The organism is Vibrio sp. Vf1514 (assembly GCF_052076135.1).
GTDB classification, from domain to species: Bacteria; Pseudomonadota; Gammaproteobacteria; order Enterobacterales; family Vibrionaceae; genus Vibrio; species Vibrio furnissii.
Map to the genome: position 1 here is coordinate 1,346,048 of NZ_CP197267.1, position 26,845 is coordinate 1,372,892.

The 26,845-nt window shown below is 49.5% G+C and carries 28 protein-coding genes; 16 read left to right on the forward strand and 12 right to left on the reverse strand.

The window, feature by feature from the left end:
* The first annotated feature begins 57 nt into the window (after window positions 1-57).
* The 8 genes from ACS18Q_RS06270 to ACS18Q_RS06305 all read left to right on the forward strand — a co-directional run bounded on the left by ACS18Q_RS06270 (window position 58) and on the right by ACS18Q_RS06305 (window position 9,503).
* Window positions 58-1,374 carry an extracellular solute-binding protein gene (locus ACS18Q_RS06270; protein WP_232281694.1) on the forward strand — a complete coding sequence of 439 codons (1,317 nt, stop codon included), beginning with the start codon at window positions 58-60 and terminating at the stop codon, window positions 1,372-1,374.
* Window positions 1,375-1,476: 102 nt separating this feature from the next.
* Window positions 1,477-2,781 carry a carbohydrate ABC transporter permease gene (locus ACS18Q_RS06275; RefSeq protein WP_275138681.1) on the forward strand — a complete coding sequence of 435 codons (1,305 nt, stop codon included), beginning with the start codon at window positions 1,477-1,479 and terminating at the stop codon, window positions 2,779-2,781.
* Window positions 2,782-3,627 carry a sugar ABC transporter permease gene (locus ACS18Q_RS06280; RefSeq protein ID WP_020327503.1) on the forward strand — a complete coding sequence of 282 codons (846 nt, stop codon included), beginning with the start codon at window positions 2,782-2,784 and terminating at the stop codon, window positions 3,625-3,627.
* Window positions 3,628-3,643: 16 nt separating this feature from the next.
* On the forward strand, window positions 3,644-4,876 hold the full coding sequence (locus tag ACS18Q_RS06285) for a glycoside hydrolase family 53 protein (RefSeq protein WP_014205200.1): 1,233 nt from the start codon (window positions 3,644-3,646) through the stop codon (window positions 4,874-4,876).
* Window positions 4,876-6,942 carry a beta-galactosidase gene (locus ACS18Q_RS06290; RefSeq protein WP_441257546.1) on the forward strand — a complete coding sequence of 689 codons (2,067 nt, stop codon included), beginning with the start codon at window positions 4,876-4,878 and terminating at the stop codon, window positions 6,940-6,942. The genes ACS18Q_RS06285 and ACS18Q_RS06290 overlap by 1 nt, the downstream gene beginning before the upstream one ends.
* Before the next feature lie 135 nt (window positions 6,943-7,077).
* A complete protein-coding gene (locus ACS18Q_RS06295; protein WP_441257547.1) occupies window positions 7,078-8,343 on the forward strand; it encodes a maltoporin in 1,266 nt (421 codons plus the stop codon).
* A gap of 231 nt (window positions 8,344-8,574) precedes the next feature.
* A complete protein-coding gene (locus ACS18Q_RS06300; protein WP_143679074.1) occupies window positions 8,575-8,805 on the forward strand; it encodes a hypothetical protein in 231 nt (76 codons plus the stop codon).
* Between the two features lie 83 nt (window positions 8,806-8,888).
* Complete coding sequence (locus ACS18Q_RS06305; protein ID WP_394624497.1) at window positions 8,889-9,503, forward strand: sugar O-acetyltransferase; 615 nt, start codon at window positions 8,889-8,891, stop codon at window positions 9,501-9,503.
* 109 nt (window positions 9,504-9,612) lie between these two features.
* On the opposite strand, the gene ACS18Q_RS06310 is transcribed toward ACS18Q_RS06305, so the two are convergent.
* The 4 genes from ACS18Q_RS06310 to ACS18Q_RS06325 all read right to left on the reverse strand — a co-directional run bounded on the left by ACS18Q_RS06310 (window position 9,613) and on the right by ACS18Q_RS06325 (window position 12,559).
* Window positions 9,613-10,188 carry a nucleoside triphosphate pyrophosphohydrolase family protein gene (locus tag ACS18Q_RS06310; protein WP_004726154.1) on the reverse strand — a complete coding sequence of 192 codons (576 nt, stop codon included), beginning with the start codon at window positions 10,186-10,188 and terminating at the stop codon, window positions 9,613-9,615.
* A gap of 83 nt (window positions 10,189-10,271) precedes the next feature.
* Window positions 10,272-10,622, reverse strand: a complete 351-nt coding sequence (locus ACS18Q_RS06315) for a DUF2750 domain-containing protein (RefSeq protein ID WP_441257548.1) — start codon at window positions 10,620-10,622, stop codon at window positions 10,272-10,274.
* A gap of 106 nt (window positions 10,623-10,728) precedes the next feature.
* Window positions 10,729-11,292, reverse strand: a complete 564-nt coding sequence (locus tag ACS18Q_RS06320) for a DUF1415 domain-containing protein (RefSeq protein ID WP_020327496.1) — start codon at window positions 11,290-11,292, stop codon at window positions 10,729-10,731.
* 46 nt (window positions 11,293-11,338) lie between these two features.
* Window positions 11,339-12,559: an MFS transporter gene (locus ACS18Q_RS06325; RefSeq protein WP_004726151.1), complete on the reverse strand. Its 1,221-nt coding sequence runs from the start codon at window positions 12,557-12,559 to the stop codon at window positions 11,339-11,341.
* Between the two features lie 151 nt (window positions 12,560-12,710).
* On the opposite strand from ACS18Q_RS06325, the gene ACS18Q_RS06330 reads away from it, so the two are divergent.
* Window positions 12,711-13,580: a LysR family transcriptional regulator gene (locus tag ACS18Q_RS06330; RefSeq protein ID WP_014205194.1), complete on the forward strand. Its 870-nt coding sequence runs from the start codon at window positions 12,711-12,713 to the stop codon at window positions 13,578-13,580.
* 2 nt (window positions 13,581-13,582) lie between these two features.
* On the opposite strand, the gene ACS18Q_RS06335 is transcribed toward ACS18Q_RS06330, so the two are convergent.
* The gene (locus tag ACS18Q_RS06335) at window positions 13,583-13,813 is read right to left on the reverse strand and encodes a glutaredoxin family protein (RefSeq protein ID WP_038151225.1); all 231 of its coding nucleotides are present in this window, start codon (window positions 13,811-13,813) and stop codon (window positions 13,583-13,585) included.
* Window positions 13,814-13,950: 137 nt separating this feature from the next.
* Here ACS18Q_RS06335 and ACS18Q_RS06340 point away from each other — a divergent pair, with 137 nt between their 5' ends.
* From ACS18Q_RS06340 to ACS18Q_RS06350, 3 genes are read left to right on the forward strand one after another with little or no spacing between them, the layout of a single operon-like run.
* On the forward strand, window positions 13,951-14,454 hold the full coding sequence (locus tag ACS18Q_RS06340) for a M48 metallopeptidase family protein (protein ID WP_004726148.1): 504 nt from the start codon (window positions 13,951-13,953) through the stop codon (window positions 14,452-14,454).
* A gap of 4 nt (window positions 14,455-14,458) precedes the next feature.
* Window positions 14,459-15,556 (forward strand): 23S rRNA (adenine(1618)-N(6))-methyltransferase RlmF, encoded by a 1,098-nt coding sequence (gene rlmF, locus ACS18Q_RS06345; protein WP_441257549.1) that lies wholly within the window; start codon window positions 14,459-14,461, stop codon window positions 15,554-15,556.
* Window positions 15,557-15,591: 35 nt separating this feature from the next.
* Window positions 15,592-15,822, forward strand: coding sequence for a hypothetical protein (locus tag ACS18Q_RS06350; protein WP_004726145.1), 231 nt, complete (start codon window positions 15,592-15,594; stop codon window positions 15,820-15,822).
* On the opposite strand, the gene pilW is transcribed toward ACS18Q_RS06350, so the two are convergent.
* Both pilW and metA read right to left on the reverse strand, forming a co-directional pair.
* A complete protein-coding gene (pilW, locus tag ACS18Q_RS06355; RefSeq protein WP_154181099.1) occupies window positions 15,823-16,542 on the reverse strand; it encodes a type IV pilus biogenesis/stability protein PilW in 720 nt (239 codons plus the stop codon).
* A gap of 184 nt (window positions 16,543-16,726) precedes the next feature.
* Window positions 16,727-17,668, reverse strand: a complete 942-nt coding sequence (gene metA, locus ACS18Q_RS06360) for a homoserine O-acetyltransferase MetA (protein ID WP_004726143.1) — start codon at window positions 17,666-17,668, stop codon at window positions 16,727-16,729.
* A gap of 141 nt (window positions 17,669-17,809) precedes the next feature.
* Here metA and ACS18Q_RS06365 point away from each other — a divergent pair, with 141 nt between their 5' ends.
* Window positions 17,810-18,184, forward strand: a complete 375-nt coding sequence (locus ACS18Q_RS06365) for an ATP-binding protein (RefSeq protein ID WP_004726142.1) — start codon at window positions 17,810-17,812, stop codon at window positions 18,182-18,184.
* Between the two features lie 5 nt (window positions 18,185-18,189).
* Here the strand turns inward: ACS18Q_RS06365 and ACS18Q_RS06370 are convergent, their stop codons facing one another.
* The 5 genes from ACS18Q_RS06370 to ACS18Q_RS06390 form a co-directional block, all read right to left on the reverse strand.
* Entirely contained in the window at window positions 18,190-19,338 is a 1,149-nt protein-coding gene (locus tag ACS18Q_RS06370; RefSeq protein ID WP_395211980.1) for an ABC transporter permease, read from the reverse strand.
* Window positions 19,325-20,488 carry an ABC transporter permease gene (locus ACS18Q_RS06375; RefSeq protein ID WP_004726140.1) on the reverse strand — a complete coding sequence of 388 codons (1,164 nt, stop codon included), beginning with the start codon at window positions 20,486-20,488 and terminating at the stop codon, window positions 19,325-19,327. The genes ACS18Q_RS06370 and ACS18Q_RS06375 overlap by 14 nt, the downstream gene beginning before the upstream one ends.
* Before the next feature lie 3 nt (window positions 20,489-20,491).
* A complete protein-coding gene (locus tag ACS18Q_RS06380) occupies window positions 20,492-21,466 on the reverse strand; it encodes an HlyD family secretion protein (RefSeq protein ID WP_055466729.1) in 975 nt (324 codons plus the stop codon).
* Complete coding sequence (locus ACS18Q_RS06385) at window positions 21,463-22,902, reverse strand: TolC family protein (protein WP_038151222.1); 1,440 nt, start codon at window positions 22,900-22,902, stop codon at window positions 21,463-21,465. The genes ACS18Q_RS06380 and ACS18Q_RS06385 overlap by 4 nt, the downstream gene beginning before the upstream one ends.
* Window positions 22,903-23,053: 151 nt before the next feature.
* Window positions 23,054-23,287, reverse strand: a complete 234-nt coding sequence (locus ACS18Q_RS06390) for a hypothetical protein (RefSeq protein WP_014205186.1) — start codon at window positions 23,285-23,287, stop codon at window positions 23,054-23,056.
* Between the two features lie 367 nt (window positions 23,288-23,654).
* Here ACS18Q_RS06390 and ACS18Q_RS06395 point away from each other — a divergent pair, with 367 nt between their 5' ends.
* The 3 genes from ACS18Q_RS06395 (at window position 23,655) to ACS18Q_RS06405 (ending at window position 26,824) form a co-directional block, all read left to right on the forward strand.
* A complete protein-coding gene (locus tag ACS18Q_RS06395) occupies window positions 23,655-25,277 on the forward strand; it encodes an ATP-binding protein (protein ID WP_004726137.1) in 1,623 nt (540 codons plus the stop codon).
* Window positions 25,274-25,957 (forward strand): response regulator, encoded by a 684-nt coding sequence (locus tag ACS18Q_RS06400; protein ID WP_004726136.1) that lies wholly within the window; start codon window positions 25,274-25,276, stop codon window positions 25,955-25,957. Before ACS18Q_RS06395 ends, ACS18Q_RS06400 begins: the two co-directional genes overlap by 4 nt.
* Before the next feature lie 159 nt (window positions 25,958-26,116).
* Window positions 26,117-26,824, forward strand: coding sequence for a substrate-binding periplasmic protein (locus tag ACS18Q_RS06405; RefSeq protein WP_231623464.1), 708 nt, complete (start codon window positions 26,117-26,119; stop codon window positions 26,822-26,824).
* Window positions 26,825-26,845 lie beyond the last annotated feature (21 nt).

Here is a 26,845-nt window from a genome sequence, read left to right on the forward strand (position 1 = left end):
ATTAATCACAATGCTTGTCACGGTTAGTGATTTAAATCACATCAATGAATCACCTGTATGGGAAAAAATAACACAATAAAGCATATTTGCACCATAAATTTTATTTCTACTAATAAAAATAAGGCGAGAAAATTTATGGACAGTAAAAAATTTAGTAAAAATATAAATATCCTTGCTGCGACGACTGCATTGCTATGTTCTCCACTGGCATTCGCTCAGCAATCCTTATTAGTTTGGGAAGATATTCAAAAAGCGTTTGGGAACGCTGATGCGGTTGCCGCATTCGAAAAACAACATGATGTGAAGGTGCAAGTGCTTGAAATGCCTTATGGTGGCCAAGTTGAATCCCTGCGCATGGATGGCCCAGCAGGTACGGGCCCGGATGTTATTCTGATTCCACATGACCAAATTGGCGGTGCTGTGATTCAAGGATTACTTGCGCCAATTCAATCTAAACCAGAAGTCATCAATACATTCAGCCAATCTTCGATTGATGCGTTGACTTATAATGGTGTGTTGTATGGTTTACCTAAATCTGTGGAAACTGTATTTATGGTCTATAACAAAGACCTTATTCCAGAGTTGCCCGACACGCTCGATGAAATATTCGAATTATCGAAGAAGTTTCGAGAAGAGGGTAAATATGGCTTATTAGCAAAATGGGATGAGCTGTATTACACCTACGGTATTTTAAATGGCATGGGCGGTGACGTTTTTGCCAAGAAAGCAGATGGCTCATATGACTCAAACCGAGTGCTGCTCAACAACCCTGGCGCCGTTGAAGGTGCGTCATACATTCAAAAATTCTATCAATCGAAAGTGTTTCCAACCGGCATTATTGGCAACAATGGTCTGAACGCGATTGATTCCTTGTTTACCTCAAATAAAGCGGCCATCGTTCAAACGGGTCCTTGGTCACTGCAACCTTATAAAGAAGCCGGCATCAACTACGGTGTTGCGCCACTGCCTAAACTGCCGTCGGGTGAACCGATGGGATCGTTTATGGGGGTGAAGAGTTATAGCATCTCGACCTTCTCTAAAAACAAAGCATTGGCGCAGGAGTTTATTGAATTCATCAATAACTACGACAACGCGAAACATCGCTTTGAATTGACGGGTGAAGTACCGGCCGTGACCAAGCTGGTGGATGATCCGGTGATTAAAAATGATCCAGGTGCGCGCGCAGTCGCGATGCAATCTATTCACTCCACATCGATGCCTTCTATTCCTGAAATGAACGAAGTTTGGGGCCCTGCGAACAGTGCGCTGCAACTTATCGCGACCAATAAACAAGATCCAAAAGGCGCGTTGGATGCCGCAGTCGAGAGCATCAACATGCAAATTGAAGCCAACCACGCAATGATGGGTCAATAATTCGATGGCGTGAATGATACATCGCGTTTGATGACGTTCTCCTGCTTCGTCCATGGAGCAGGAGCATCAAGCAAGATGGTTTCCGATATGGAGTTGTAAGTGATGTCTGACATGAGTGAACACATGGAGCCCGATACCGCGTTCTACCGTTCTCAGCGGTTTACCGCCTTGGTACTGGCGATAATTCCTGGCTTTGGTCAGTTTTATAACCGTCAGTTCGTGAAAGGTGCTCTGTTTTTTGTTCTTTTAGTAAGTTTTTATGGCGTTAGCCGCGATTTTATTGCCCACGGCATGTGGGGAATTCGCACTCTGGGGGAAAACCTTCCGCAAGACAATTCGGTCTTTTTATTGGCGGAAGGGGTGATTGCATTATTAGTGATGTGCTTTGGGCTCGTCGTCTACGCATTGAGTATGAATGACGCGTTTCAAAACGGGAAATTACTGGATGAAGGCAAGCCACTGAACTCTCTACGTGTTCAATATCGCAACGTGATCAATGCGGGCTTTCCTTATTTGATGATTAGCCCCGGGTTTATTTTGTTGGTTTTTGTCGTTGTCTTTCCGATTATTTTCGGCTTTGCCATTGGGTTTACCAATTACAACTTGTACAACTCCCCGCCAGCAAAACTGGTCGATTGGGTTGGGTTGAAAAATTTCTTTAATATTTTCCAGATCAACCTATGGCGCAACACGTTCTTTGATGTGCTGCAGTGGACCATTGTGTGGACGTTATTGGCTTCAACGTTGCAGTGCACCGTTGGCGTGTTACTCGCGATTTTAGTGAATCAAAAGGACCTCAAATTCAAACCGTTGATTCGTACGATTTTCATTCTTCCATGGGCGGTTCCTGGCTTTGTTACCATTCTGATTTTCACCGGGATGTTCAACGACAGTTTTGGTGTGATCAACAACGTGATTTTGGATTTCTTTGGTATCGAACCCAAAGCATGGCTCACCGATCCGTTCTGGACCAAAGTGGCGTTGATCGCGATTCAAACTTGGTTGGGTTTCCCGTTTGTATTTGCAATGACCACAGGAGTATTGCAAGCCATTCCAAATGATTTGTATGAAGCGGCGACCATGGATGGCGCAAGTAAATTTCAGCAACTCAAAACCATTACGTTGCCGCTGGTGTTGTACTCGATTGCGCCGATATTGATCACGCAATACACCTTTAACTTCAATAACTTCAATATCATTTATCTGTTTAATAACGGTGGCCCTGCAGTGATTGGCAGTAACGCCGGGGGCACGGATATTCTGGTGTCATGGATATACAAACTGACCATGTCTTCGTCGCAATATGGCATCGCCTCGGCGATTACACTGCTGTTGTCTATCTTCGTGGTGGGGATCGCACTGTGGCAATTCCGCATGACGAATTCATTCAAAGAGGAGACGAGATAAATGATGAGTATTAAGCGCAGTAATCGCATTCGTCTGACGCTCAGTTACCTGCTGATCGCCGCGGTCTCCATCATCATTATCTATCCGTTGGTGTGGACGGTTGGTGCGTCGTTCTATCCGGGCAACAGCATCATGGGTGAATCGATTTTTCCCGATAACCCGACGTGGAGTCACTACGCAACACTGTTTGCTAATGACAAAGTGGCGTATCTGACTTGGTTTTGGAACAGCTTAAAAATCAGTTTCTTAACTATGGTGTTAACGCTGGTCAGCGTGTCATGTACCTCGTATGCGTTCTCACGTTTTCGCTTTAAAGGGCGTAAGAATGGGTTGATGCTGTTCCTGTTGTTACAGATGATTCCGCAATTTTCCGCATTGATTGCCATTTTTGTCCTGGCGCAGATGCTGGGCCTCATTAACAGCCATCTTGCGTTGGTGTTGGTGTATGTCGGCGGCATGATTCCGATGAATACCTATTTGATGAAAGGTTATCTGGATGCGATTCCGAAAGATTTGGATGAATCAGCGAAAATGGATGGCGCCAGTAATATTCGAATTTTTCTTGAAATTATATTGCCAATTTCCAAGCCAATTATCGCGGTGGTTGCTTTATTTTCTTTCACCGGTCCATTGGGGGATTTTATTCTGGCAACCACGATATTAAGAACACCAGAAAATTACACCTTACCGATCGGTTTATATAACTTGGTGGTAGAGAAAATGGGCGCAAGTTATACCACTTACGCAGCGGGTGCGGTGCTGATCTCCATTCCTGTCGCGTTGCTCTATTTATCGCTACAAAAATATTTTGTGTCTGGCCTAACTGCCGGTAGTACCAAAGGCTAATCGAAGAGGGAACACGATGACTATCAAATTTAAGGTTGCACTGATCAGTGCGGCAGTGGCGCTTGCTGGCTGTCAAACCGCCAATCAATCCATGACGACGACGCCAAATAGCTCGTCAACGCAATCGACTGTGGAGATGACTGCACCTGAATTACGCGCCGACTTTATTCGCGGTATGGATATTTCCATGTTGCCTGAAATTGAAAAGTTGGGTGGTAAATATTATCAAAATGGCACACAAGAAGATTTGGTTCAAATTCTAAAAGACAACGGCGTGAATTCGATTCGTGCACGCGTGTGGGTTGATCCTGCTTCAGTTGATGGCCAAGTTTACGGCGGCGGTAATAATACGCTTGAGCGTTCGATTGAGCTGGGCAAACGCGCTCAGGAAAATGGCATGACGTTCTTGCTCGACATTCATTACAGCGATTTTTGGGCCGATCCGAAGAAACAGCAAAAGCCCAAAGCGTGGGACAACCTCAGTTTTGATGCACTGAACCAAAAAGTATATGACTACACGGCCGCTGTCATGCAAGCGCATCTCAAAGCGGGAGTCGTGCCAGACATGGTGCAGGTGGGCAATGAGCTCAATGGCGGCATGTTGTGGCCCGACGGTAAAAGTTGGGGCCAAGATGGGAAAGAGTTCGATCGTCTCGCGGTATTGCTCAAGTCTGGCATTCAAGCCGTGCATGACAACGCCGGCGGTAAAGATATTCAGATCATGCTGCATTTAGCAGAAGCGGGCGACAACGGTTTATTCCGCTGGTGGTTCGATGAGATCACCAAACGCAACGTGGCATTTGATGTGATTGGCATGTCGTACTACCCATGGTGGCACGGGCCGATCGCCAAAGTGAAAGCCAACATGAACGATGTCATCAATCGTTATCACAAACCGATTGTGTTGGTTGAAACCTCGTTTCCGTTCACCAGCAAAAATGGCGACGCATTGCCAAATGGTTACTCAGAATCCGGGCCAATTGAAGGCTACGAGGTTAGCGTGAACGGTCAGGCGCATTACCTTTCAGACATCATGACGTTGATGAATGCTCTGCCTGATCAAAAAGGTTTGGGAATCTACTACTGGGAGCCCGCTTGGTTACCGATTGATGGCGCCACATGGTCGACTGAAGCGGGGATGGACTACAGCGGCGATAAATGGGACATGGGGAACTCATGGGAAAACCAGGCGCTGTTTGATTTTGAAGGTAACGCTTTACCGTCACTGAAAGTATTTAAAGGCAAATAATGACTAATAAAAATTTTGTGATTCCCAAGATAAAAGGGCTGCTGCATGGTGCAGATTACAACCCTGAACAATGGTTAGATCGACCTGACATTCTGGCCAAAGACATCGAATTGATGAAGCAAACCCGCTGCAATGTTATGTCGGTCGGTATTTTTAGTTGGTCTGCACTGGAACCGACGGAGGGGGAGTTCCAGTTTGAATGGTTGGATAACGTCCTTGACCGCTTGGCAGAGAATGACATCTCGGTCTTTCTGGCCACCCCAAGTGGCGCTCGTCCCGCTTGGTTGTCGCAACGTTATCCAGACGTGCTACGTGTGAACAGTCAGCGAGTGAAGCAGTTGCATGGTGAACGTCATAACCACTGTTACAGCTCGCCGAACTATCGCAATAAAGTGGCGATCATCAACACCAAGCTGGCGGAACGTTACAGTCATCATCCGGCGGTGATTGGTTGGCACGTCTCAAACGAGTACGGAGGAGATTGCCATTGTCACTATTGCCAAGACGAATTCCGTGTATGGCTCAAAGCCAAATATCAATCGCTGGACAAGTTGAACAAGCAGTGGTGGAGCACATTTTGGAGCCACAACTATTCAAGTTGGGAGCAGATTGAGTCGCCATCACCGATTGGTGAAAACTCGGTGCATGGTTTGAAGCTCGATTGGAAGCGTTTCTGTACCGATCGCGTGTCGAACTTCTGCCAACATGAAATTGCGCCATTAAAAGCTGTGAATCCGGCGTTGCCGACCACTGCCAACTTCATGGAATACTTCTATGACTACAACTACTGGGAGCTCGCCAAAGCGATTGATGTGATCTCTTGGGACAGCTATCCGCTGTGGCATCGTGACCACGATGAGGTGGCGCTGGCGTGTTATACCGCGATGTACCACGACTTGATGCGCACCTTGAAGCAGCAGCCATTTCTGTTAATGGAATCGACACCCAGTCAAACCAACTGGCAGCCGATCACCAAGCTCAAACGTAATGGCATGCACCTGTTGTCATCGCTGCAAGCGGTCGCACACGGCTCTGATTCGGTGCAGTATTTCCAATGGCGAAAGAGCCGGGGCTCAGTCGAAAAATTCCATGGTGCGGTCATCGATCATGTGGGGCATGCCGACACCCGTACTGGCAAAGAAGTGACGGCAGTCGGTGAGTACCTGATGCGCATCAATGACGTTGCTGGCACAGGGTCGAAAGCGGATGTTGCCATCATTTTTGATTGGGAAAACCGCTGGGCGTTGGATGACGCTTCCGGCCCACGCAATCAGGGCATGCATTATGAACAAACCGTATGCGATCACTATCGCGGGTTCTGGGAACAAGGCATCAACTGCGACATCATTGAGCAACTGAGTGATTTCTCGCCCTATCAAGTGGTGGTGGCGCCAATGCTGTATCTCGTTAAACCGGGGGTGGCGGAACGTCTAGAAGCGTTTGTTGAACAAGGTGGTACCTTGGTCGCAACTTACTGGAGTGGGATTGTAGATGAAAACGATCTCTGCTTCTTAGGTGGTTTCCCGGGCGGTGAACATAGTCCACTGCGTCGTACGCTGGGCATTTGGGCGGAAGAGATTGATTCACTCTACGATGAAGAGCGAGTCGCCTTTGCGGCGTCTTCCACACCCCAGTTCCAATTGGATGGCGTGTTTACAGCCAAGCATTTGATGGAGCATATCCATGCAGAAACGGCGGACGTTTTAGCGCATTTCACATCGGATATGTTTACTGGCAAACCAATGCTGACGCGAAACACGCACGGGAAAGGCTGCGCCTATTATATTGCTGCGCGAACGGAGGTTGAATTTAACCGCGCGTTTTATCGAGCTTTGGTGGCGCAGCATCATATTCAAACGCCATTGGACGTCATTCCGTATGGTGTTTCGGTGACAACAAGAGAAGATGATGATTATCAATATCTATTTATGATGAATTTATTATCGGATCAACGGGTCATTCAATCACCAAAAGGACAATGGGTGAACATGAATAATGGTGAAACGATAGGTCATGAAATTATTTTGAGTGAATATCAGGTCGCTGTAATTAAAAATAAAAAGTAAATAATAAATTTTAAATTCATGAAGTGATTTAAAAGGCAATGAGGCAAATTTTGTCTCACGGGTAAGTCATGCCTGAATCCCGTACTCAGGCATATTTACCCAAACCAATAACTCGAAAAACAAAAGGGAAATAAAATGAAAAAGACAACATTGGCAGTCGCAATTTTAGGCTCCTTACTGGCTACTCAAGTTTCTGCTGTTGATTTTCACGGATATGTCCGAGCAGGTCTGGGTGCAAGTGCCGATGGCGGTGGCACTGAAGGTGGCGATGAGTTTAACAAAACAAAACTAGGTCGCCTGGGTAACGAGTACGATACCTATTCTGAAATTGGACTTGGACAAGAGTTATTCAACGCGGAAGGTCGTTCGATGTACTTTGAAAGTATGTTTGAAATGTCGTCCGATGGAAATCTGGAATCTGAAACATCGAAAGATGACAGCGCCAATTTCGCCATCAAACAGCTGAATATTCAGGCGAAAGGTTATATTCCAGCCTCGCCAGATGCTGTGATTTGGGCGGGTAAACGTTTTTACCAACGTCACGATCTGCACATCATTGACACCAAATACTGGAATATTTCAGGTTACGGTGTGGGGATTGAGAATATTAAACTCAGCACTGGCGCCATTTCAGCCGCGGTCGTGCGTGCTGACAATGAGCTCTCGACTTGGGACAGCAGCGGCAATGAAACCAGCTACGGCGATCTGAACTCCTACTTCCTTGATTTACGCTATGCCGGGTTTAGCCCATGGGAAGGCGCGTGGACAGAGTTTGGTCTGGATTACGCCGTGGTCAACCCAAGCGATGATCAAGAGTCGCTGACGGACGACTTCAAGAATGGCCTGATGTTAACCGCAGAACTAAGCCAAAGCTTCTCCTTGGGTTGGAACAAGGTTGTGTTGCAATACATGGACAAAGGCTTAGCGCAGAACGCCATTTCTCAAGGGGGGGGTTGGTATGATATTTGGAGTGGCGATGTGAGCGATGCGAAAGGCTTCCGCTTTATCAATACGGGTGAAGTGAAAATCACCGACAACTTCATGATCAACCATGTGCTGACGTACGGCCATGCACAAGATCACGGTGATTGGCTGGACAAAGAAGACCTGTTCTCATTTGTTGCCCGTCCGACCTACAACTGGTCGCCTTACAACAAAACTATGGTCGAAGTTGGCTATTTTGATCAGAAGAAAACTTGGGATTCAGGCTCAGAAGAGAAATCTGGTGGGACCAAATTTACCATCGCGCATGCCATCTCTGCGGGTGAGTCCTTCTTTGCTCGACCAGAAATTCGCTTCTTTGCCAGCTACTTCAAAGACAATGAAAACGACAATACGTTTAACAGCGGCAAGAGTGACGACACGATCAACTACGGTGTTCAAATCGAAGCTTGGTGGTAACGCCGCATAGCAATACACAGGTTGGAATGAACGTTCCAACCTGTGGGTTGTTCTATTCATTACATGATTATTTGCTCCTAAAATGAGTCTGGTTTATCGGGGGATAACAACTATGACGACGTTGACATTTTAGGGGCTTTTTTATTGGGTCGGTCACATGAAGTCTATTTCTTTGTAACGCGTGAAAGTAGTGATGCATGTCGAAACGTCACAAAGCAAGTGGTTGTGCAAATGCAAAAGATGCAGGACGCTGTGGAGCGAATTATTTCGATCAACACGATGATTTCATCGTCCTCGCAGCAACAAGGCATCATGATGCGCGAGTTGAATGGACATGTCTCGCAGACTAATCGGTTAAGTGATGATATTTCTCAATGTGCGGCGGCGATTTCGGCAATCAATCAGCGCATCGATCAGGCGTCGGCCCAATTGACGGACCGATTGCAGGCGTTCAAGGTTTAGGGGCAAATCGTCTGGTGGTGGCATGTTCTTCACGCTGAATACATCGGACGGCATTGCGACCCATGACGATCATGAGGAGTGTTATGAATATTAAACACAAAATGCACAGCCAACAGGTTTACTACTGCAACGATGAAGGATTGGCGCAGGAACAACAGCGATGTTTGGATGTGTTGTATGATTTTAATCACACGCGGCCAACGCAGCAGGCGCTAAGGCAAACGATCTTGCGCCGTATTTTTGCCGAAATGGGTGAGGATTGCTACATCGAACCACCGCTGCATGCCAATTGGGGGCGGCATACTCACTTGGGCCATCATGTGTATGCCAACTTCAATCTGACGTTAGTCGACGATACTGATATCTACATTGGTGATTATGTGATGTTTGGTCCTAACGTGACGTTGGCGACCGCAGGACACCCCGTTGCGCCAGAGTATCGAGAGAAGGTCGCACAATTTAATATTCCCATTCACATTGGGCGTAATGTTTGGATTGGTGCAAACTCGGTGGTTTTGCCGGGCGTGACGATTGGGGAGAACTCGGTCATTGGCGCGGGTAGTGTGGTGACCAAAGACATTCCAAGCAATGTCGTGGCGGTCGGAAACCCATGCCGCGTGGTGAGAGAGATTAACGAGCGCGACCGAGAGTTCTATTACAAAGACCGTCGTTTCGAAACGCAGGTCGTTGACTCTTGACGTGATACATCCAAACCATCTTGACGTGACACACCCGAACCATCGCCCACAAAAAAGCCAGAGTCTGCTCTGGCTTTTTGGCGTCTTGATATTTCGTATTGTGCGGCGCTTATTGTGTCAGTTTCGCCAGGTCTGCTGGGCGGTAGTAAACTGATTTCAGCACTTTGCCCTGACGGATGGTTTTGCCTTCAGAGACAAAATCCTGCGCACATTTTGCGATGATGTAATCGCCTTTTTGTACCGCCATCAGCTGAATGCCTTGCTTGGCGTAGAACGCTTCGGTTTCTGCGTATTCTTGCTCGTTGCGGCACACTTTACTCATGTTTGAGCTGTGTACTTCGTCCCAGCAAGGAAGGAAATCAATGCCGCGGTTGACTGCCACGTTCAGCAGCAGATCAATCAGGTAGCTGATCGCGAGGTTGTCGCTGACGTTTGTGTCACCGAGGTGTACCAAACGGCCCATTAACACGTAAACGCTATCGACGATCGCATCGGCTTGTTCAGTTTTGTTGTCTGCTTCGGCAAGTTCGGTCAACTCTTCAATGGCCAGCGACGTGTGCAGTGTATCGGCTTTACCATCCAAGCTCGCAGGCGCGGCTACTGGTAGGTCAAACGTACTACGAAACTCAGTGATGTCGCGGTAAAGGTGATCGTAAATGTCTTGAGTCAGCTTAGATAAATGCATGCTTTCAGTCCGATGGCTAAAAATAGGAGATGATTCGTTAGAAAATAAAGAAGGCGCTGTTGCGAGCGCCTTATTGGGTACGATTACAGATACAGCTTGGCGAGTTCTGATGGTTCAAGTTCTTTCCCATCGAGATTCTCGTTCCAGTTGATGCCAACCAGCACGCCGTCTTCATCCAGCGTGATCAGCCAATCTTCAACGAAGATATCCAGCGGGATTTCCAGTACTTCGAAATCGGCCCACTCTTCGACGTTATGAAATTGCGCGTCTTCTTTCGATGACCAAAATGGCATCACTTCGCTTTCTTCAAATTCCGTCGATTCACAAGACAACCAGCCTTCTTCATTACGCAGGCCCCAAACAAGGTTGTTTTCTTGGGACTCTTTGATGAACAATTCAAGGTTAGCTTGAATATCTGTCGTTAATTTGCTCATTTTATTCTCTCACTAAGAATGATGGCGTAAGGGTAGCATTTTCAACGGTTAAATCCCATTAAGATTTAGGCCATCCGCGACTTTTCTCCCCGTGTGCGACTGTCATTTATTTGCGAAACAGGTACGGGAACAGCGCCTGACGTTCTGCGTCGCTGAGGCTCGAGACACGCTGGATATTTGTGTCAGGAATCGCTTCCGGATTTGGGTAATGTTTGAGCACTTTTTCCATGCTCTCTTCGCGGATCAAATGGAAGATCGGATACGGCGCGCGATTGGTGAGGTTTTCGGCATCGTCCGGCTCTGTTCCGGCAAAATAATAATTGGGGTGGAATGTCGCAACTTGGAATACGCCCTCCCAATCTTGCTGGCGAATGAGCGCTTCCACCCAATCAATGAAGAAGTTGTAGTCGGTGAAATCGTGCAGCATATCTGGCACAACAACGAGTGTGGTTTCCAGTTCTTGCGGTGCTTTGGTATCGAGTTCCAGCAACTGATCCAGAATGTCTTGCAGCAGTTCTTCTTCGCGAGTGGCGTTGCTGACGTAAATTTTAATCTGCTGATTGCGCTGAGGTTTGGCCGCAAAAGGGCACAGATTCAGGCCGATCACCACGTCGTCTAACCATTGATTGACGCTGGCGGTGATGGCCTGATTGTTGGTCGTTGAGCTCATATTCTTGTCGTCGTTGTTGTCTATTTCGCGGCAAGAATACCACAACTTAATGAGAAGATTTTAAAACCGTGGTCGTGCTGTTGGCGGCGGTGCTTTTGTGGCGCAGGCTTAATCGCCAACATAAGGTAAAGAGCACGGCATACACGACGAGGCCGCCCGCGGTGACCATGTGCCAACCGCCATGTTGCCAGCAGTAGAGCAGATAAAAACCGCCCAAGCTGCCGCCCACATAATAGTGCACTAAATAGAGCGCAGTGGCCGTTGCTTTGGCTTCGGTGGCTTTCTGGCTGACCCAGGCATAGGCCAATGTGTGAGTGAAGAAGGCGCCAAAGCTAATCAGCATCAAGCCTAGCATCATGAACGGGATTGATTCGACCAACGCAATCAACATGCCCGCCATACTCAGCACACCGCCGACGACCATGCCAGTGATTGGTGGGTAGCGTTTGGTCCAGTTGGCGGTTAATTTTGAGCTCAATGTGCCCGCCAGATAGCACAGGAAAATCAGTGACGCGAGGCCAATCGGCATTGAATAAGGTTCTGCGACCAAACGAAAGCCCATGACCGAATAGAGGTTCACAAACAGCGCAAAGTTGGCGCCGCCGATCAACATCGCAAGCCATATGGTGCGGTTGGACAGGTGTTTCACCAGCGCGCGATTGTGATGAAAGAACATGCCGCGTTGCGGTTTAAAGTTGATTTGAGCGGGCAAACACGCCAGCACCACAAGCGCACCAATGAAGGTGAATCCAGCCATGGCGATCACAGCTTGCTGCCAACCCAATGCATCGGTCAGTAACCCACCAAAAATACGGCCGCTGATCCCGCCCAGTGAGTTGGCCGCGATATAGCCGCCAATCGCTTTACTAAAAGCTTGTGGTGACAGCTCTTCCACCATATAGGCCACTGCCACGGATGCAAACGCGGCGAGCGCCACGCCCATGAATGCGCGCGCCAACACCAATACCCAAAATTCGCCGCTGATCAGCATCATCACGCCGATCATCGGCATAGCAAACAGGCCGAGCAGCATCACGCGGCGACGCCCAATGGCTTCAGAGCTGATCGCCCAAGGCACCAAACTGACAGACAAGGCCAATGTGGATGCTGCGAACAGCCAGTTGATCTGTGTTTCCGATACTGCAAAGTGTTTCGCCATGTAAGGCAGCATCGGCTGGAACAAATAGAGGTTGCAGAAAACCAAAAATGACCCGAAGGCGAGGGCAAAGGTCACTTTGCGATATTGGGGGCTGCTTAATTCAATCATGGCGACAACTCAACTCGGCTCATACAACGATGTGACCAAAGTATCAGCAGTGAGTGAATTAATAAAATATATTAAAAATATTGACCTCATATAAATTATATATGGGGAAGTTCACGCCGAGCAGTGGGCTAAACAACGGGGTTGGAGCCTTATGGATACACGTCATCTCAAACATTTTGTTTCGGTTGCGCGCAACGAGAGTTTTACTCAGGCAGCGAAAGCGTTGCACATTGCACAGCCGGCGCTGAGTATTTCAATCAAGAAGTTTGAGCAGCAACTGGGCGTGGTGCTGTTTAAGCGCGATGAGCGCAAAGTAACGCTCACTCATGAAGGGGTGGTGTTGCTTGAGCACGCCACGCGCATCTTGCAGCAAATTGAAGATGCACAATTGGCGATGGATGAACTCAAAGGCTTGGTCAAAGGTGAAGTGCGGCTGGGTGCGCCGAGCATGATGGGGTCTTACTTCTTTCCACAAATCGTGATGGCATTTAAAAGTCATTTCCCGAACCTCAAGATGACGATTATCGAAGCGGGGTCGCAGTCGATTCGTCACATGTTGCTGTCGGGCGAGTTGGATATTGGCGTGATTCTCAACCACGATCTCCCACCGGATCTGGAAATTGACCCGTTGTTGTCATCGCAAATGGTGGCGGTGGTGGGGAACGAACATGAATTGGCGCAGCGCACGCAGATTCGTTTTGATGAGTTTTTTGAACATGAACTGGTGATGTTCAAGCCGGGTTATTTTCACCGAGAGTTCATCGATAAAGTGTGCAAAGAGCACAAATTCAATGCCAATTTCTCGTTTGAAACCAACTTGCTGCCGATGATCCTCAGCATTGTGAAACATGAATACGCGATCACGGCATTGTTGGAATTGGTGACCGATAACGAACCCGAGGTCACCGCGATTCCGTTTGAACCGCCGGTGTGGCTCGATTTGGCGCTGGCTTGGCGCAAGGATGGCTATTTATCGAATGCCGATCGCACCTTCATCGAGTTCGTCAAACAGTACGTTTAGGATTATTTACTGTTGTAAATGCGGTCGAAATTGGTTGGGTTCCAGCCGATCATCATGCGATCGCCAATCTTCAATACGGGCACACTACGCGCACCCATCGCATCGAGTTCTTTGCGGCCACGTTCCATTTTGGCGTTGCACAGGCGGTATTTCACCCCTTTAGCATCCAGATAGCGCTGGGCATCTTTGCAGTGTGGGCATTTATCTTTAACGTACAAAACAACTCGTTTCATGGGGCGCTCGCGAAGTGTGGAAAGGCGCAGAGTGTAACGGCGAACGGCAGTGGATGCAAATTGGCAGGATGATTCACAGCCGGGTTTCGGTTACACTTTGCGACCTTAAATTTTTGGCCTGTCAAAGTGGTCCTGTTATGCATTCGGTACTGAAATACATTCACGGTTATCCTGCTCACATTCTAGAACCGGTTCAACGCTTGGTCGAGTCTGGCAAGTTGGTGGCTTGGTTTGAGCAGCGTTACCCGCAGCGTCATGACATTCAAAGTGAAAAAGCGCTGTTCAACTACACGATGGATATCAAGAATCAGTACATGAAAAAGACCGCGCCGCTGAGCAAAGTGGTGTACGACGGTAAAATCCATCTCATCAATAATGCGTTGGGGCTGCACACTTACGTCTCTCGCGTACACGGCAACAAAATCAAAGCCAAAAACGAAATTCGTATCGCCAGTGCATTCAAAAATGCTCCAGAGCCATTACTGCGCATGCTGGTGGTTCACGAACTGGCGCATTTACGCGAAAAAGAACACAACAAAGCTTTTTATCAGCTGTGCTGTCACATGGAGCCGAACTATCATCAGTTGGAGCTTGATGCACGTTTATACATGATGGTGCTTGAACTAAAGGCGGGAAAATAACTCGATGTCGAAATCAACACGTCCGTTTGTGCGCCCATCTGAGCGCCGCGCAAAACCAACCGTGAAACCTCAATCTGGCGGCCAGTCGGTGAATGCGCCGAGCGCGAAGAAAAAAGCGTCCACGTCGCTCAAAGGCAAAGCGGGGTTGCATCCGCGAAATCAACACAAAGGCAATTATGATTTCCCAGCATTGTGTAAAGCTTTGCCAGAGCTAGAACGCCACCTCATTAAGAACCCGAAAGGGGAATGGAGCATTCCATTTTCTGACCCGGTGGCCGTGAAGCTGTTGAACAAAGCGTTGCTGGCGCATCATTACGGTGTCACGTTTTGGGACCTTCCGGCCGGCTATCTTTGTCCGCCAATTCCGGGCCGCGCTGACTATATTCATCGCGTGGCTGATTTATTGGCTGAGGAGTGTCCAGCGCTTGTACACCATCGTGTCAAAGCGCTTGATATTGGTGTCGGGGCGAACTGCATTTACCCCATTGTTGGCGTGACAGAATACGGCTGGCACTATACCGGCAGTGATGTGGATCCTATCTCGGTCAAGCAAGCCAATCTGATTGCGCAGGGGAACGCGGTGCTCAAAGGGCGCATTGAATGTCGCCTGCAGAAAAACAGCAAAGCGATTTTCAGTGGCGTGATTGGCAAAGATGAACGCTATGACGTGACCACCTGTAACCCGCCGTTCCATGCTTCTTTGGCGGAAGCGCAGCAAGGCACAGAACGCAAAATTCGCAATTTGCGGGACAATCAACGTAAGAAAGGGGTTGCGCAAGAGGTCTCGGCGAAAGCAAGTGCGCACGCGCCGACATTGAACTTTGGCGGTCAGAAAGCTGAGTTGTGGTGTCCTGGCGGCGAAGCGGCGTTTGTCAAAACCATGGCGGTAGAAAGCAAGCTGTTTGCGCAACAGGTTTTGTGGTTCACGACCCTGATTTCGAAAAGCGATAATGTGCGCTGGTTGAAAAAACAACTGGAGAAAGTTGGCGTTCAGTCGATAAAAGTAGTAGAGATGCAACAAGGACAGAAAGTCAGTCGCTTTGTGGCATGGACGTTTCAAAATGCCGAACAACGCAAGGGGTGGCTGAGCGAAAAATGCTAAACTAATTCACAAGATAACAGCAGAGGAGGTTGGCCATGGACTTTGAAATCTATTCACCATGTCAGCCTGATTGGCTATGTGTACCGTTTCTTTCTGTATTCTCGATTATCTTACTGATCGGTCTTGTGCTGTTTATTCGTATCTTATATCGCGAATATCTTAAGATTCAGCGTTCTAAAAAGGTTCGACGTTTACGCCGAACCCATTACCGCGACCGCAAAGGCGGTAAAGATGGCCGCCCAACCAACATCGGCAAGCGGCGCTGATCATGAGGGAGAAAGTGTCAGAAGAATGTGCTGATACTTTTTCTCCAATGCGGTATTGCCCGCCTGTTTTTCCAGTTCCACCAACAATTCTAATGAGGCTTTTTGATAGCCATAGCGCTGATGAAATGCCATCAATTTGATTCGAGCTTGGGTGAAGTCACCTTGTTCGATCTCCAGTTTTGACAGCTGTAACACGGAGCGAACGCGAGTCGGATCGTGGTCGATGGCGCGTTTAAAATAATAAGCGGCTTTCGATTTGTCACCGGATTTGAGCGCGCAAAACGCCGCATTCTCATAGCTGGCAGAAATCAGATAGTAGTAGGGCTGTTCGACAGCGCGGTTGAAGTAGGTGTCGGCTTGTTGATATTCGCCATGCTTGCACAGAAATGTCCCGTAATTATTGAGCACATTCCCGTTCTTCGGATGATCGCGCAGCGCCGCGCGGTATGCTTGGCGAGCGGCATCCGTTTCGTCGACGATTTCAAAGTAGTGGGCCATCGAGAGTTGTGCGCGGTAATAATGAGGGGCGTGTTGCAGCGCTTTTTCGAGGTTTTCCCGCGCTTTGATCATTCGGCCGTTGTCTAGATACCCTAGCCCGAGCGCAATGCGTGATTCCGCCATTTCGACCGGATCGCTTTTCACATCGTGGTTGTCTGATTCGGTAACCGTCACGCACCCCGTGAGGCTGATTGCGCCTAGCAACATCCATTGGTATTTCATTCGCACTCTCCTTCGCTTGCGGCACAATGATAAGCACGTCAGGCGCTTCGCCCAGTTGCGCGGGGAAACATTGCGAGTCAGTTGGCAAACATACGGCTCAAGGTGTGCAGATTGCGAGCGAGATAAAACTGCCCAACCGCGCATAAAAAAGGCCGCGTGAGCGGCCTGAGCGGGGCAATATTGATTAATCGTCTTTGGTGAAGCGATCTTCGCTGAAATGTTCCAGATCGTACGGCGTTTGTTGGTAAACGCAGTAGTTGAGCCAGTTTGCAAACAGCAAATGCCCGTGGCTGCGCCAACTGGCGCGTGGTGTTTGCGAGGGGTCATCATTTCGGTAGTAATTGACCGGAATCATGGGGTCAAGCCCTTCACCCACATCACGAACGTATTCATTGTGCAGCGTGAGGGAATCGTATTCCGGATGCCCGGTCACGAACACGTTGCGTTTGTCTTTGGTGGATGCCAAATACACACCCGCTTCGTCTGATGTCGCCAGAATATCCAGATCGGTATGTGTATCCAGAAATCCGGGCTCAAAATCGGCGTAACGTGAGTGAGGTGCAAGGAATGTATCATCAAACCCGCGTGTCAGCGGATGGAACGGCTGCAGCGTTTCATGGTGATACACGCCAGACAACTTCTCTTCTCGAGTGCGTTTTGGCAGGTTATACAACAGTTTTAGGCCAGCTTGTGCTGCCCAACACACATACAGTGTGGAGGTGACATGCTCTTTGGCCCATTCCATGATGCGTTGCAAATGATCCCAATACACCACATCCTCAAATTGCACTAAACCTAAAGGCGCGCCAGTAATGATCAGACCATCGAAGTTACGATGACTAATGATTTCAAATTGGCGATAGAACTCGTTTAGATGCTCTTCTGGGGTGTTTTTGCTTGGGCGATCGTCGATGCGCAGCAATTCAATGTCCACCTGAAGCGGTGAATTGGACAACAGACGCAAGAACTGCGTTTCTGTCTCAATTTTCTTGGGCATCAGATTTAAGATCAGCACTTTCAGCGGACGAATTTCTTGCGTGGATGCCCGAGATTCAGGCATTACGAAGATGTTTTCTTTGCGTAGAACATCAGTTGCAGGCAATTGATCGGGGATCTTAATCGGCACAGCTTTCTCCCTAAGCGTTACATTTGGACGTCTATACTTCTAGACTTATAACCTAACTCCTAGAAGTTGTCGATAGCAAAATGCAGCGAACGCCAAATTAAGTTAGTATAAAAGCTACGATTTTCCTAATCAAAACAGACCATGACGCTCACCTTAACCTTGATTCGCGGTTTGCCCGGTTCCGGTAAATCCACACTGGCGAAAACCTTGCCGGGCGTGCATTTGGAAGCGGATATGTTTTTTGTCAATGCGCAGGGGGAGTACCATTATCGCCCTGAGTGGATCGGCAAAGCGCACGAATGGTGTCAGCAGGCATGTGAACGCGAGTTGGCGCAAGGAAATAGCGTGGTGGTGGCGAACACGTTCGTTCGTCATTGGGAAATGAGTGCCTATAAAAAACTGGCGCGAACATATCGCGCCAAATTGGTCATTCAAGTCTGTCGGGGGAATTTCCAGAATATTCATGGTGTTGACCCCGCCACCATTGAGCGCATGCGTCAGCAATGGCAGGCATAAAGCGCTTAATCGCGATGCGCTAACTCACCTTGACCTGTGCGTTGAAACTGCCACCATGCCAAAACACCCCAACCGATGGTTTGAAGCCATAACAGCGTCCATTGTGGCGCGATCTGCCGCCATTCTGCGCCCATCTGGTTCAATGCCAAAAATCCCTGAATCCCCGGTGTACTCGGAAATAGCTTCGACAGCCAAACCAACGGCGTGGGAATCGCTTCAATCGGCCAGATAAAGCCCGCAGAAAAGACCAGCGGCATCGAGCTGATCAGCACCACCAAGGTCACCAGTTCACGACGTGGCGTGATGGCGCCAAGCCAAATACCGATAAAGCAAGCACTGAGCAAAAAGGGCAGCAGCAGTGTGAGCAATTGTCCTGCGCTGGCCAGTGTGTTCACGCCGTGAGAGGTGAAACTGGCGCCGAAGTAATACATGCTGAGCAGGTAGTAGCAGGCGACGATGATGCATGTTCGCACCAAAACCAACCGCAGCGGCGACACTCGGCTCCAATAGCCGCGTCCTTGCTTTTGTGTGCCGACCATCAAACCCGACGACATCGCCAGCGTTTGTTGCAGGATCAGCACAAACACCGCAGGCACCACGTAGTCAACGTAGCCCATGCGTGCGTTAAACGTCGGTTTAAGGTTTGATTGCGTTGCGGCATAGTGATGCGTGGCCAGCGCCATCGGTTCGCCTTCCATCACCAAGCGAGAGACTTTGGCTTTGGCTGAAACCGTGCCGCCCACCTGCGCCAAACCTTCCACAATGGTGCCGTAAACCAGAAAGTAAGACGCGTCACCGGCGTACGCTAAGGTTGGGCTTTTTCCTAGCAGCAAGTCTTTGTAAAAATGCTCAGGGATCACCAAGATGCCACTCACTTTGCCATCCAGAAACGCCTGTTTGGCGTCTTCAATCGAATGATCGCGCTGAACGACGTGTACTTGCGGTGTCGCATCCACCATGCGTTCCAGTTGATAGCTGGCCTGACTTTTATCAAGGTTCACCACGCTAATGGTTTGCTCACGTGGCGTCTGGTGACTGTAGGGCAGTGGATAAAGGAACGAATAGAACACCACGCCGCCAATCATGGTCAACATGACGACCGGATTAGTGAAAAGTGCTTTCAGTTCGGCTTTAAACAGTTCAAGCAGGGTCATGGGCACTCCTTACAGCCTGTTCTTTGCGTTGGTGTTTGCGGATCAGCGCCACGGTTAGCAGCAGCGGGAGAATGTATCCCGCCATCGGCCACAAGTGGGCAAGCGATTTCGCCGCGTTTAACCCATAACTGACTTGGCTCACTTGCACTTCAATGTAGTGGCTGATGGGCAGCAGGCTACGCCACGCTTGCGCCAGCGATCCCATATCCGATGTTGGAAAAGTGATGCCCATAAACGCAAAGCTCGGCGCGGTAAAGGCGCCTGCAAAGCTCATGGCTCGCGCGGGATCCAAAGTGAGGAAGTAGAACGCGGCGCCCATGATCATGCAGGCGATCGCCGTCAGTAGCTGTGCGACCAGCATCACCATCATGCTGCCATGCATTGGCCACTCCAGCACCGTGTAAAACCACACCAGAAATGCGCCGCCTTGCAGCACGAAAATGGGATAGTAGGGCGCTAGCGTGCGCGTTAAATTTCGCAAGGGGCGGTTACCCAACCATGCGTTGAGTCCGTATTCGCGATAGTTGGCCGTCAGGATCAAAATGGTGCTCACCACCACCACGATCTGCCACAACGCAGGCACAATGGCCGACACCAAAAACTGGGCGTAGTTGGTGTTTTTGTTAAACAGCGCTGTAATTTGCGTGCGCACGGGCACTGAACGCCCCATCGCGCTGAGGGTGGTTTGGTCGCCAGAAGCGAGTGTTTTCACCACATCAATTTTTGCGTTGAGTGTGCCTTGAACTTGCACCACGGCGGAGTTGATCAGGCGGCCCACCAGAATGTACTGGCTGTTGTAAAAGGTTGTGACGCGTGGTTGCTCGCCGCGATAAATCGCTTTATCAAACTGATACGGAATGACCACGTAAGCGTAGATGTCACTGGTCACCAAATCATCTTTGGCTTGGGCTACGTTTTGATAGTGGCGGGTGACCGCCAGCGTCGATGTCGCGTCAAGATCACGCACCAACTGGCGAGACAGCTGACTGTGCGACAAATCCACCACGCCAATCGGTAGGTTCTGCGCGATACCCGCCGAGAAAATCCACCAGATGGAACCGGCCAGCAGCAGGGGAACCCACGTCAGACAGGCCAGTAACCAATGGTCGTGGCGCAGCAGTTGCCATTGAGAAGGAAGAGCGCGGCGCATCACTTACAACTCAACGACCACGCTCATGCCCATGCGCAGTTTTGCTTCTGGCGCGGTTGGGCGAGCTTCGATTTCAAAGGTACGCAAGTCAAAGCCTTGCGCAGAGTCAGTTGAGCGCCAAGTGGCGAAATCACCCATCACCGCAACGTGCGTCACTTTAAATTCCAGCGATTGATTGAGTGCAGGCAAATAAGCGGTAAATGTTGCGCCTTTTTCAAAATGGCTGAGCAGATCTTCACGTACATTGAGCACCGCCCATGAGTCTTCGCGATCAATCACCGTCACCACCGGGAAACCTTGCGGAGCCAGCTCACCGCTTTGCATCAGCACTTGCGACACTTCGCCATCAAACCAGCTTTCGATCTTGGTATCGGCGGCGTAAGCTTCCACTTCTGCCACGGCACCTGCGGCCATGCGTGCTTTTTCCTGAGCCGCTTGTTTGGTTTCGGCACGTGCACCTTCACGGGCCATTTCATACATTTGGAATGCGGCGCTTTCAGTGTATTTCGCAGCTTGCCATTGGGTATTGGCTTCGTCGCGTTTTTGTTCGGCGACCACACCGTCGTTATACAGATTGTTAACGCGTAGGTAAGTCTTTTCTGCCAGTTCCGCCGCAGCTTTGGCTTTCATCCATTGGTCTTTGGCCGCGCGAATTTGCTGTTCACGCGCGCCGTTTTCCGCTTCTTGCGCCAGCGCGCCTGCGGCTTTCTGACCGGCGATGGCCTGTTCCAACTTGGCTTCAATTTCTGGGCTGTGCAGGGTGAAAATCAGTTGGCCTTTTTTGACGTCATCCCCTTTGCGCACATAGACCTGATCAATTCGACCCGGCACTTTGGAAGAGATGCTGTATTGCTGCGATTCAATTTGGCCTTGTAGGCGCACGGGCGCGGGTTGATAGGCCTGATAAAAGCTGTAACCAATCCAGCCCGCGGCTGCTAAGACAGTGACAGCAAGAAGAGACGATTTTGCCGCTTTCATGAAGGATCCTTTTGCGTGTTGAATTGGTTGTCGGAAGGGTGTGTCACCAGAGGAATAGCGCTCTGAGTGTATTGCGGGAAGGTGGTCATTTCACTGGAAATTGCCAATAGTTTGGTCAGTGAAATCAGATAATTAAACCCTGCCGCGGCTTGCTGCGTGCGAATGCTGGCGAGATACAATTCGGCATCCACCACATCCAAAGAGGTCGACAGCCCTTGGCTGAACGCTTTCTGGCGCAGCATCAGGTTCTCTTGCGCCAGTTTTAAGCTCGAATTCAAGCCTTGTACTTCTTCTAGCGCTTGTTCGGCTTCTTTGTAGGTTTTTTGCACCAACACGCTGAGATCTTGTTTCGCTTGCGCGGTTAAAAATTTCACCTGATTGACGGTGCTGCTGGCGGCTTTGACTTGAGACGAACGGCCCGTGTTTTCAATCAGCGGGACGTTGACGCCAACGCCAACCATCCAGTCGGGGGCCAATTGGCTGGCAAGCGAGTCGTCTTCATACAGGTTGTAGCTGCCGTACAGGTAGACTTCTGGGTAATATTTGCCTTTCTCCGCTTTGATGAGGCTCGATGCCTGCTTCTCTTTCGCAGCCAGTATGGCTAGCCCCGGATACGTCGCCAAGGTTTGATCGATGAAGGCACTCATGGGAGGCAAGCTCTGATTGATGAACAGGCCGCCGCTCGGTTCGACAACCGACTCTTGACTGAGAATCTGCGTCAGTGCACTTTGCGCAATATCGAGATCTTTCTGCGCTTTTTTGCGCTCCACTGTCGCCTTATCCAATGAAGCGTCGGCTTGCAAGCGTTCAACGTGGGCGATTTGCCCCTGTTTTTCCAGCTTAATCGCGTTATCACGGTGTTTGGTTAACCCTTGCTCAACCGCGATGCGCGTTTGCACGACCTCCTTTGCCAGTACCACACTGAAGTAGTATTTGGCGAGATCTTCATAACGGGCTTGGGTTTCCATCGCCAGTTTGCTTTGCGCTTCTTCTTTTTTACCTTCCGCGGCATCTTGCGCTGCGGTGATGCGTCCACCCGTAAAAATAGGCCACATGGCGCGAATGGAGGATGTAAACACATCGCGCTCGGTGATGGTAGAGGTGAGGGAGCCGAGTGATGCAAAGAGTGGGGCATAAGCAGCCAAAGAGGCCGGAATGCTCACGCCTCCCGCGCTATCGGCGATCTGCTTCAGAGATAAGGTGACGTCTTGATCAAGACGGGTGTAGTTGGCGCCGACCGTGACCGACGGCAGGTTCAGGTTCCACGTCGCATCTTGCAGGTGTTCGTAGTGTTCAACGTTGGCTCGTTCAGCGGCTAAAGAATTATTGTTTTGCTGCAATATTTCCCAGGCTTGCTGGAAAGAGATGGGCGCAGCAGACACTGACGAGATTCCTAACAGTGAACACATCAGCATACTGATGGTTTTCACTTTCATGCTTAAGCTCAGAATTTGGTTTTTAGAGTTAATGCTCTATGTTATCGATTTTCTGCCTGACGTGACAGAATTTTAAAAGCCATCAGCAGTATACAAGAAAGTGCAACGCATGCGAGAGCACGCTGACCCGGATTACGAAGTCAGCGAACGATTAGATCTGAGAATGAGAGGGACACAAGAAATCAGCGCGCCAGATAAGTTTTTTGGTGCCTTGCATGGTCACCAAGACATCTTTACCAGACATTTGTGGGAATGCGAGCAGCACACGTAGGTGGTCATCATCTTCCGCTTCCAGCTCATAAGCCCGAACATGCGTAAATGTGCCGTGCAAATTCTCGAATAGCATGTCATGCGACAAACATATTCCAAATGCATCTCTTTCCATGGTGAGTTTCCTTCTGACAATGTAGTTGTATTCGTTAAGCCGCAATCACGTTTGAATAGTTATTTAAAAGTCGTGACTGTCATTACAACGCTTCCTTCAGTGCTCACTGCCCATTGAGTATATCGGCTATTCACCCAAACGAACTAAAAATAACCTAAATATGATGTGATCTATGCCATGTTTTAAGGGTGTAAATGGTTTTGTTTTTTTGATGATTTATTGGACGCTTTGAGTTGGTTTTTTGACCAGCGATTTTTGTTATCGAAATGAATCAGTTGGCGACTATCACAGGGCTCACAGTTCTCAGCTCCGCGTTTCGCGCTGTTGTTAATTCAATGTTAGTTTTGTTGGCAATAAGGAGACTTCGATGACATGGAACAGCATCAGCTTTCGCAAACGAATGCTGATCATAATGACTTTATCCGGGTTGATAGAACTGCTGGTGCTGGTGGCGGCCGGGTTCGTATACATCAAGCACGCACAGGAAGAAGAAATGGGGCTGAAAGCGCTCGGTGTGGCGTCGTTTCTGGCCAGTTCTCCTGCGGTCATCGATTTAATTCAAGCCGGCGATGCGTCCGACGCGCAGCAGGCGCGGTTTCGCGATCTGACCCAGCTGATTGGCGCGGCGTTTATTGTGATTGGCGATGAGAAGGGCATTCGCATTGTGCATCCGCTTGAGCGTCGAATTGGCAAGCCGATGGTGGGGGGCGACAACGAGCGCGCCTTGATCAACGGTGAAGCGTATGTGTCGTTTGCCCAAGGCTCGCTGGGTAAGTCTGTGCGCGGCAAATCGGCGGTGCTGGATGCGCAGGGCAACATCATCGGTGTGGTGTCCGTCGGTTATTTGCTGGAACGCCTGCAAGATCGCATCGAACCCTATTTAATCTATTTGATTGGCATTACGTTTCTGGTGGTGGCGGCCAACGGCGTGGTTTCTAGCTATGTCTCCCGCCGTTTTCAAAAAGCGATTTTGGGCTTTGAACCGGAGGAGATCGGGCGATTGTATGTGGAACTCGATGTCACCATGAGCACCATCAAAGAGGGCATTTTAAGCATCGATGACCAAGGCGTGCTGCGGTCAATCAACAAGAGCGCGTGTGAAATTCTCGGCATTGACCGCGACAAAGCGCTCAATCGGCTGCTGACCGATTCGCTGCCGGACAGCGACTTGTACACCGTGTTGGAATCGGGCGACATTGACCACGATATTGAACTCTACCTCAACAAGCAGCGTTTGATTGCCAACCGCAGCCCGCTGATTGTTGAAGGTAAAGTGGTCGGCGCGGTGTCGAGTTTCCGCTTGCGTGATGAACTCAATGAGCTGACCGAGCAACTGTCGCAAACCAAAGAGTACGCGGAGATGCTGCGCTCACAAACCCATGAACATCGCAATAAACTCAATACCATCAGCGGCTTAGTGCAGATGGGTGAACTTGAGGCGGTGCAACAGTTGATTGGCCAAGAAACTGAACATTATCAAAGCTTGATCGAGTTTTTGCGCGAAACCGTGAAAGATCCGCTCATCGCAGGCATGTTGCTGGGCAAAACCGAACGCGCGCGCGAGATCGGCTTGGAACTGCGAGTGGATGAAGGGTCGCATCTAGATGTCTTGCCACCGCGAATCAAGGCTGAAGATGTGGTGACGATTTTGGGCAATCTGATTGATAACGCCTTTGATGCCGCGCTGAGCGTGATTCGCAGTGAACAACTGATTCCGCAGGATCGACGTATCATTGATGTATCGGTGAGCGATTATGGGCATGACATTATTTTGGAAGTCGAAGACCAAGGCTGCGGGCTGCCGCATGATGTGGATCCGAACACCTTGCTGCACAAAGGTATCTCCAGCAAAGCCAAACAGAACCGCGGTGTGGGGCTCTATTTGGTGAAACAGCTTTCAGATCGCTATCAAGGCCATTTGGACATGGCCAGCAACCAAGAATTTGGAACACGTATGACGGTTTATTTACCGAAGGAAGAATTGCAATGAGTACTCGGGTTTTAATCATTGAAGATGACGTAGCGATTGCTCAGTTACATCACAAGTACCTCAACCAAATGGGTGGGTTTGATGTGGTGGGCATTGCGACTTCGCAAGCGGAAGCCGAGATGCAACTTGAGGTGCTGAAACCGGATTTGGTGCTGCTGGACGTGTACCTGCCTGATGGCACGGGGCTCGACATTCTTCAATGGGTACGCGGGCGCAACGCCTGTTGCGATGTTATTTTGATCACCGCTGCGCGTGATGTCGAGACGTTGCAGCAAGCCATGCGTGGCGGTGTGGTCGATTACTTGCTCAAACCGGTGATGTTCCCGCGTCTGGAAGCGGCGCTGAAGAAATATCAGGCGCGTCAGGTGGAGCTTGGCCAAGTGGCGGATCTTGATCAAGGCTTGGTGGACAAAATGCTCACCGCGCACGCACAATCCGAAGCAAATTTGCAACGCCTGCCGAAAGGCATTGATGCTGTGACGCTGGATAAAATTCGTCATTTGTTTCGTCAACCCGTGTGCTTAACGGCGGATGAAGCAGGGGAGCGCATTGGGGCCAGCCGAACCACCGCACGTCGCTATTTGGAGTATTTGATTGGTTCGGGAGAACTTGAAGCCGACGTGCGCTACGGCAGCGTTGGCCGCCCAGAGCGCAGCTACAAAAAAGTGCTACGTCATTAAATTACTGCCATCGAAGCCCGCGCCCCCGCGCTAGACGAACTTTCTATCCCTATCTACAGTTAAATGCAGACGTAGTCTGAACATAGGTAGGGTGTTATGACGATAGGTAACACATTCGGTAAAGCGGCTTTTGTTTGGGTATGCTCGTGTTCCTTTGCCATGGGAGCAACCTTGGATTCTCTGACGTATTACACCGAAGAGTATCCGCCTTTTAATTTCAATCAAAACGGACAGGTCACTGGGATTTCGGTCGACCTGCTCAAGCAGGCTGCGCAAGTGGCTGGGGTTCAACTGCCCAGCGATCACATTGTGTTGCAGCCTTGGGCCCGTTCTTATCGTTCCACCATTTTGCGCCCGGATTCGGTGCTGTTTTCCACCACACGCACTCAGCATCGCGAAGACCTGTTTCATTGGGTCGGGCCGATTGACGACATCAAAGTCACCATCATTGCGCGCAAAGACAGCCAGATCAAAATTGCGGAGCCGCTGGAGATGGCGTCGTATCGGATTGGCGTGATTCGTGACGATGTGGGCGAACAGATGCTGTTGCAGTTTGGTGTGCCGCGTGAATCGATGCAGGAAGCGGGGTATGTCAGCGTGCTGGCCGAGCAATTGCTAAAAAAACGCATCGATCTGATCGCGTATGACGAACGTGCCGCACAGTGGTGGATCAAACAGGCGGGTTATAATGTAAATGAGTTTGAAACGGTTTATGTGTTGAAAGAAGGTTTGTTGTATTATGCGTTTAACAAAAACGTGAATCAAAGCTTGTTGAACGACTTACAAAAAGGTATTGATACAATTAAGAATACCACCGACGAAGATGGTGTGAATCGGTATCAAGCCATCTTAAACAAGTATCGATGACTGGCCTTAAAGATGTGACCA

Coding starts and splice junctions, on each gene's coding strand:
- ACS18Q_RS06330 (WP_014205194.1), top strand. CDS start 12,711: ATGGATACACGTCATCTCAAACATTTTGTTTCGGTTGCGCGCAACGAG.
- ACS18Q_RS06295 (WP_441257547.1), top strand. CDS start 7,078: ATGAAAAAGACAACATTGGCAGTCGCAATTTTAGGCTCCTTACTGGCT.
- ACS18Q_RS06385 (WP_038151222.1), bottom strand. CDS start 22,902: ATGAAAGTGAAAACCATCAGTATGCTGATGTGTTCACTGTTAGGAATC.
- ACS18Q_RS06350 (WP_004726145.1), top strand. CDS start 15,592: ATGGACTTTGAAATCTATTCACCATGTCAGCCTGATTGGCTATGTGTA.
- ACS18Q_RS06390 (WP_014205186.1), bottom strand. CDS start 23,287: ATGGAAAGAGATGCATTTGGAATATGTTTGTCGCATGACATGCTATTC.
- ACS18Q_RS06405 (WP_231623464.1), top strand. CDS start 26,117: ATGGGAGCAACCTTGGATTCTCTGACGTATTACACCGAAGAGTATCCG.
- rlmF (WP_441257549.1), top strand. CDS start 14,459: ATGTCGAAATCAACACGTCCGTTTGTGCGCCCATCTGAGCGCCGCGCA.
- ACS18Q_RS06320 (WP_020327496.1), bottom strand. CDS start 11,292: ATGAGCTCAACGACCAACAATCAGGCCATCACCGCCAGCGTCAATCAA.
- ACS18Q_RS06340 (WP_004726148.1), top strand. CDS start 13,951: ATGCATTCGGTACTGAAATACATTCACGGTTATCCTGCTCACATTCTA.
- ACS18Q_RS06370 (WP_395211980.1), bottom strand. CDS start 19,338: ATGACCCTGCTTGAACTGTTTAAAGCCGAACTGAAAGCACTTTTCACT.
- ACS18Q_RS06270 (WP_232281694.1), top strand. CDS start 58: ATGGGAAAAAATAACACAATAAAGCATATTTGCACCATAAATTTTATT.
- ACS18Q_RS06315 (WP_441257548.1), bottom strand. CDS start 10,622: ATGAGCAAATTAACGACAGATATTCAAGCTAACCTTGAATTGTTCATC.
- ACS18Q_RS06395 (WP_004726137.1), top strand. CDS start 23,655: ATGACATGGAACAGCATCAGCTTTCGCAAACGAATGCTGATCATAATG.
- ACS18Q_RS06300 (WP_143679074.1), top strand. CDS start 8,575: ATGCAAAAGATGCAGGACGCTGTGGAGCGAATTATTTCGATCAACACG.
- ACS18Q_RS06290 (WP_441257546.1), top strand. CDS start 4,876: ATGACTAATAAAAATTTTGTGATTCCCAAGATAAAAGGGCTGCTGCAT.
- ACS18Q_RS06335 (WP_038151225.1), bottom strand. CDS start 13,813: ATGAAACGAGTTGTTTTGTACGTTAAAGATAAATGCCCACACTGCAAA.
- pilW (WP_154181099.1), bottom strand. CDS start 16,542: ATGAAATACCAATGGATGTTGCTAGGCGCAATCAGCCTCACGGGGTGC.
- ACS18Q_RS06365 (WP_004726142.1), top strand. CDS start 17,810: ATGACGCTCACCTTAACCTTGATTCGCGGTTTGCCCGGTTCCGGTAAA.
- ACS18Q_RS06285 (WP_014205200.1), top strand. CDS start 3,644: ATGACTATCAAATTTAAGGTTGCACTGATCAGTGCGGCAGTGGCGCTT.
- ACS18Q_RS06280 (WP_020327503.1), top strand. CDS start 2,782: ATGATGAGTATTAAGCGCAGTAATCGCATTCGTCTGACGCTCAGTTAC.
- ACS18Q_RS06375 (WP_004726140.1), bottom strand. CDS start 20,488: ATGCGCCGCGCTCTTCCTTCTCAATGGCAACTGCTGCGCCACGACCAT.
- ACS18Q_RS06310 (WP_004726154.1), bottom strand. CDS start 10,188: ATGCATTTATCTAAGCTGACTCAAGACATTTACGATCACCTTTACCGC.
- ACS18Q_RS06380 (WP_055466729.1), bottom strand. CDS start 21,466: ATGAAAGCGGCAAAATCGTCTCTTCTTGCTGTCACTGTCTTAGCAGCC.
- ACS18Q_RS06305 (WP_394624497.1), top strand. CDS start 8,889: ATGAATATTAAACACAAAATGCACAGCCAACAGGTTTACTACTGCAAC.
- ACS18Q_RS06400 (WP_004726136.1), top strand. CDS start 25,274: ATGAGTACTCGGGTTTTAATCATTGAAGATGACGTAGCGATTGCTCAG.
- ACS18Q_RS06325 (WP_004726151.1), bottom strand. CDS start 12,559: ATGATTGAATTAAGCAGCCCCCAATATCGCAAAGTGACCTTTGCCCTC.
- ACS18Q_RS06275 (WP_275138681.1), top strand. CDS start 1,477: ATGTCTGACATGAGTGAACACATGGAGCCCGATACCGCGTTCTACCGT.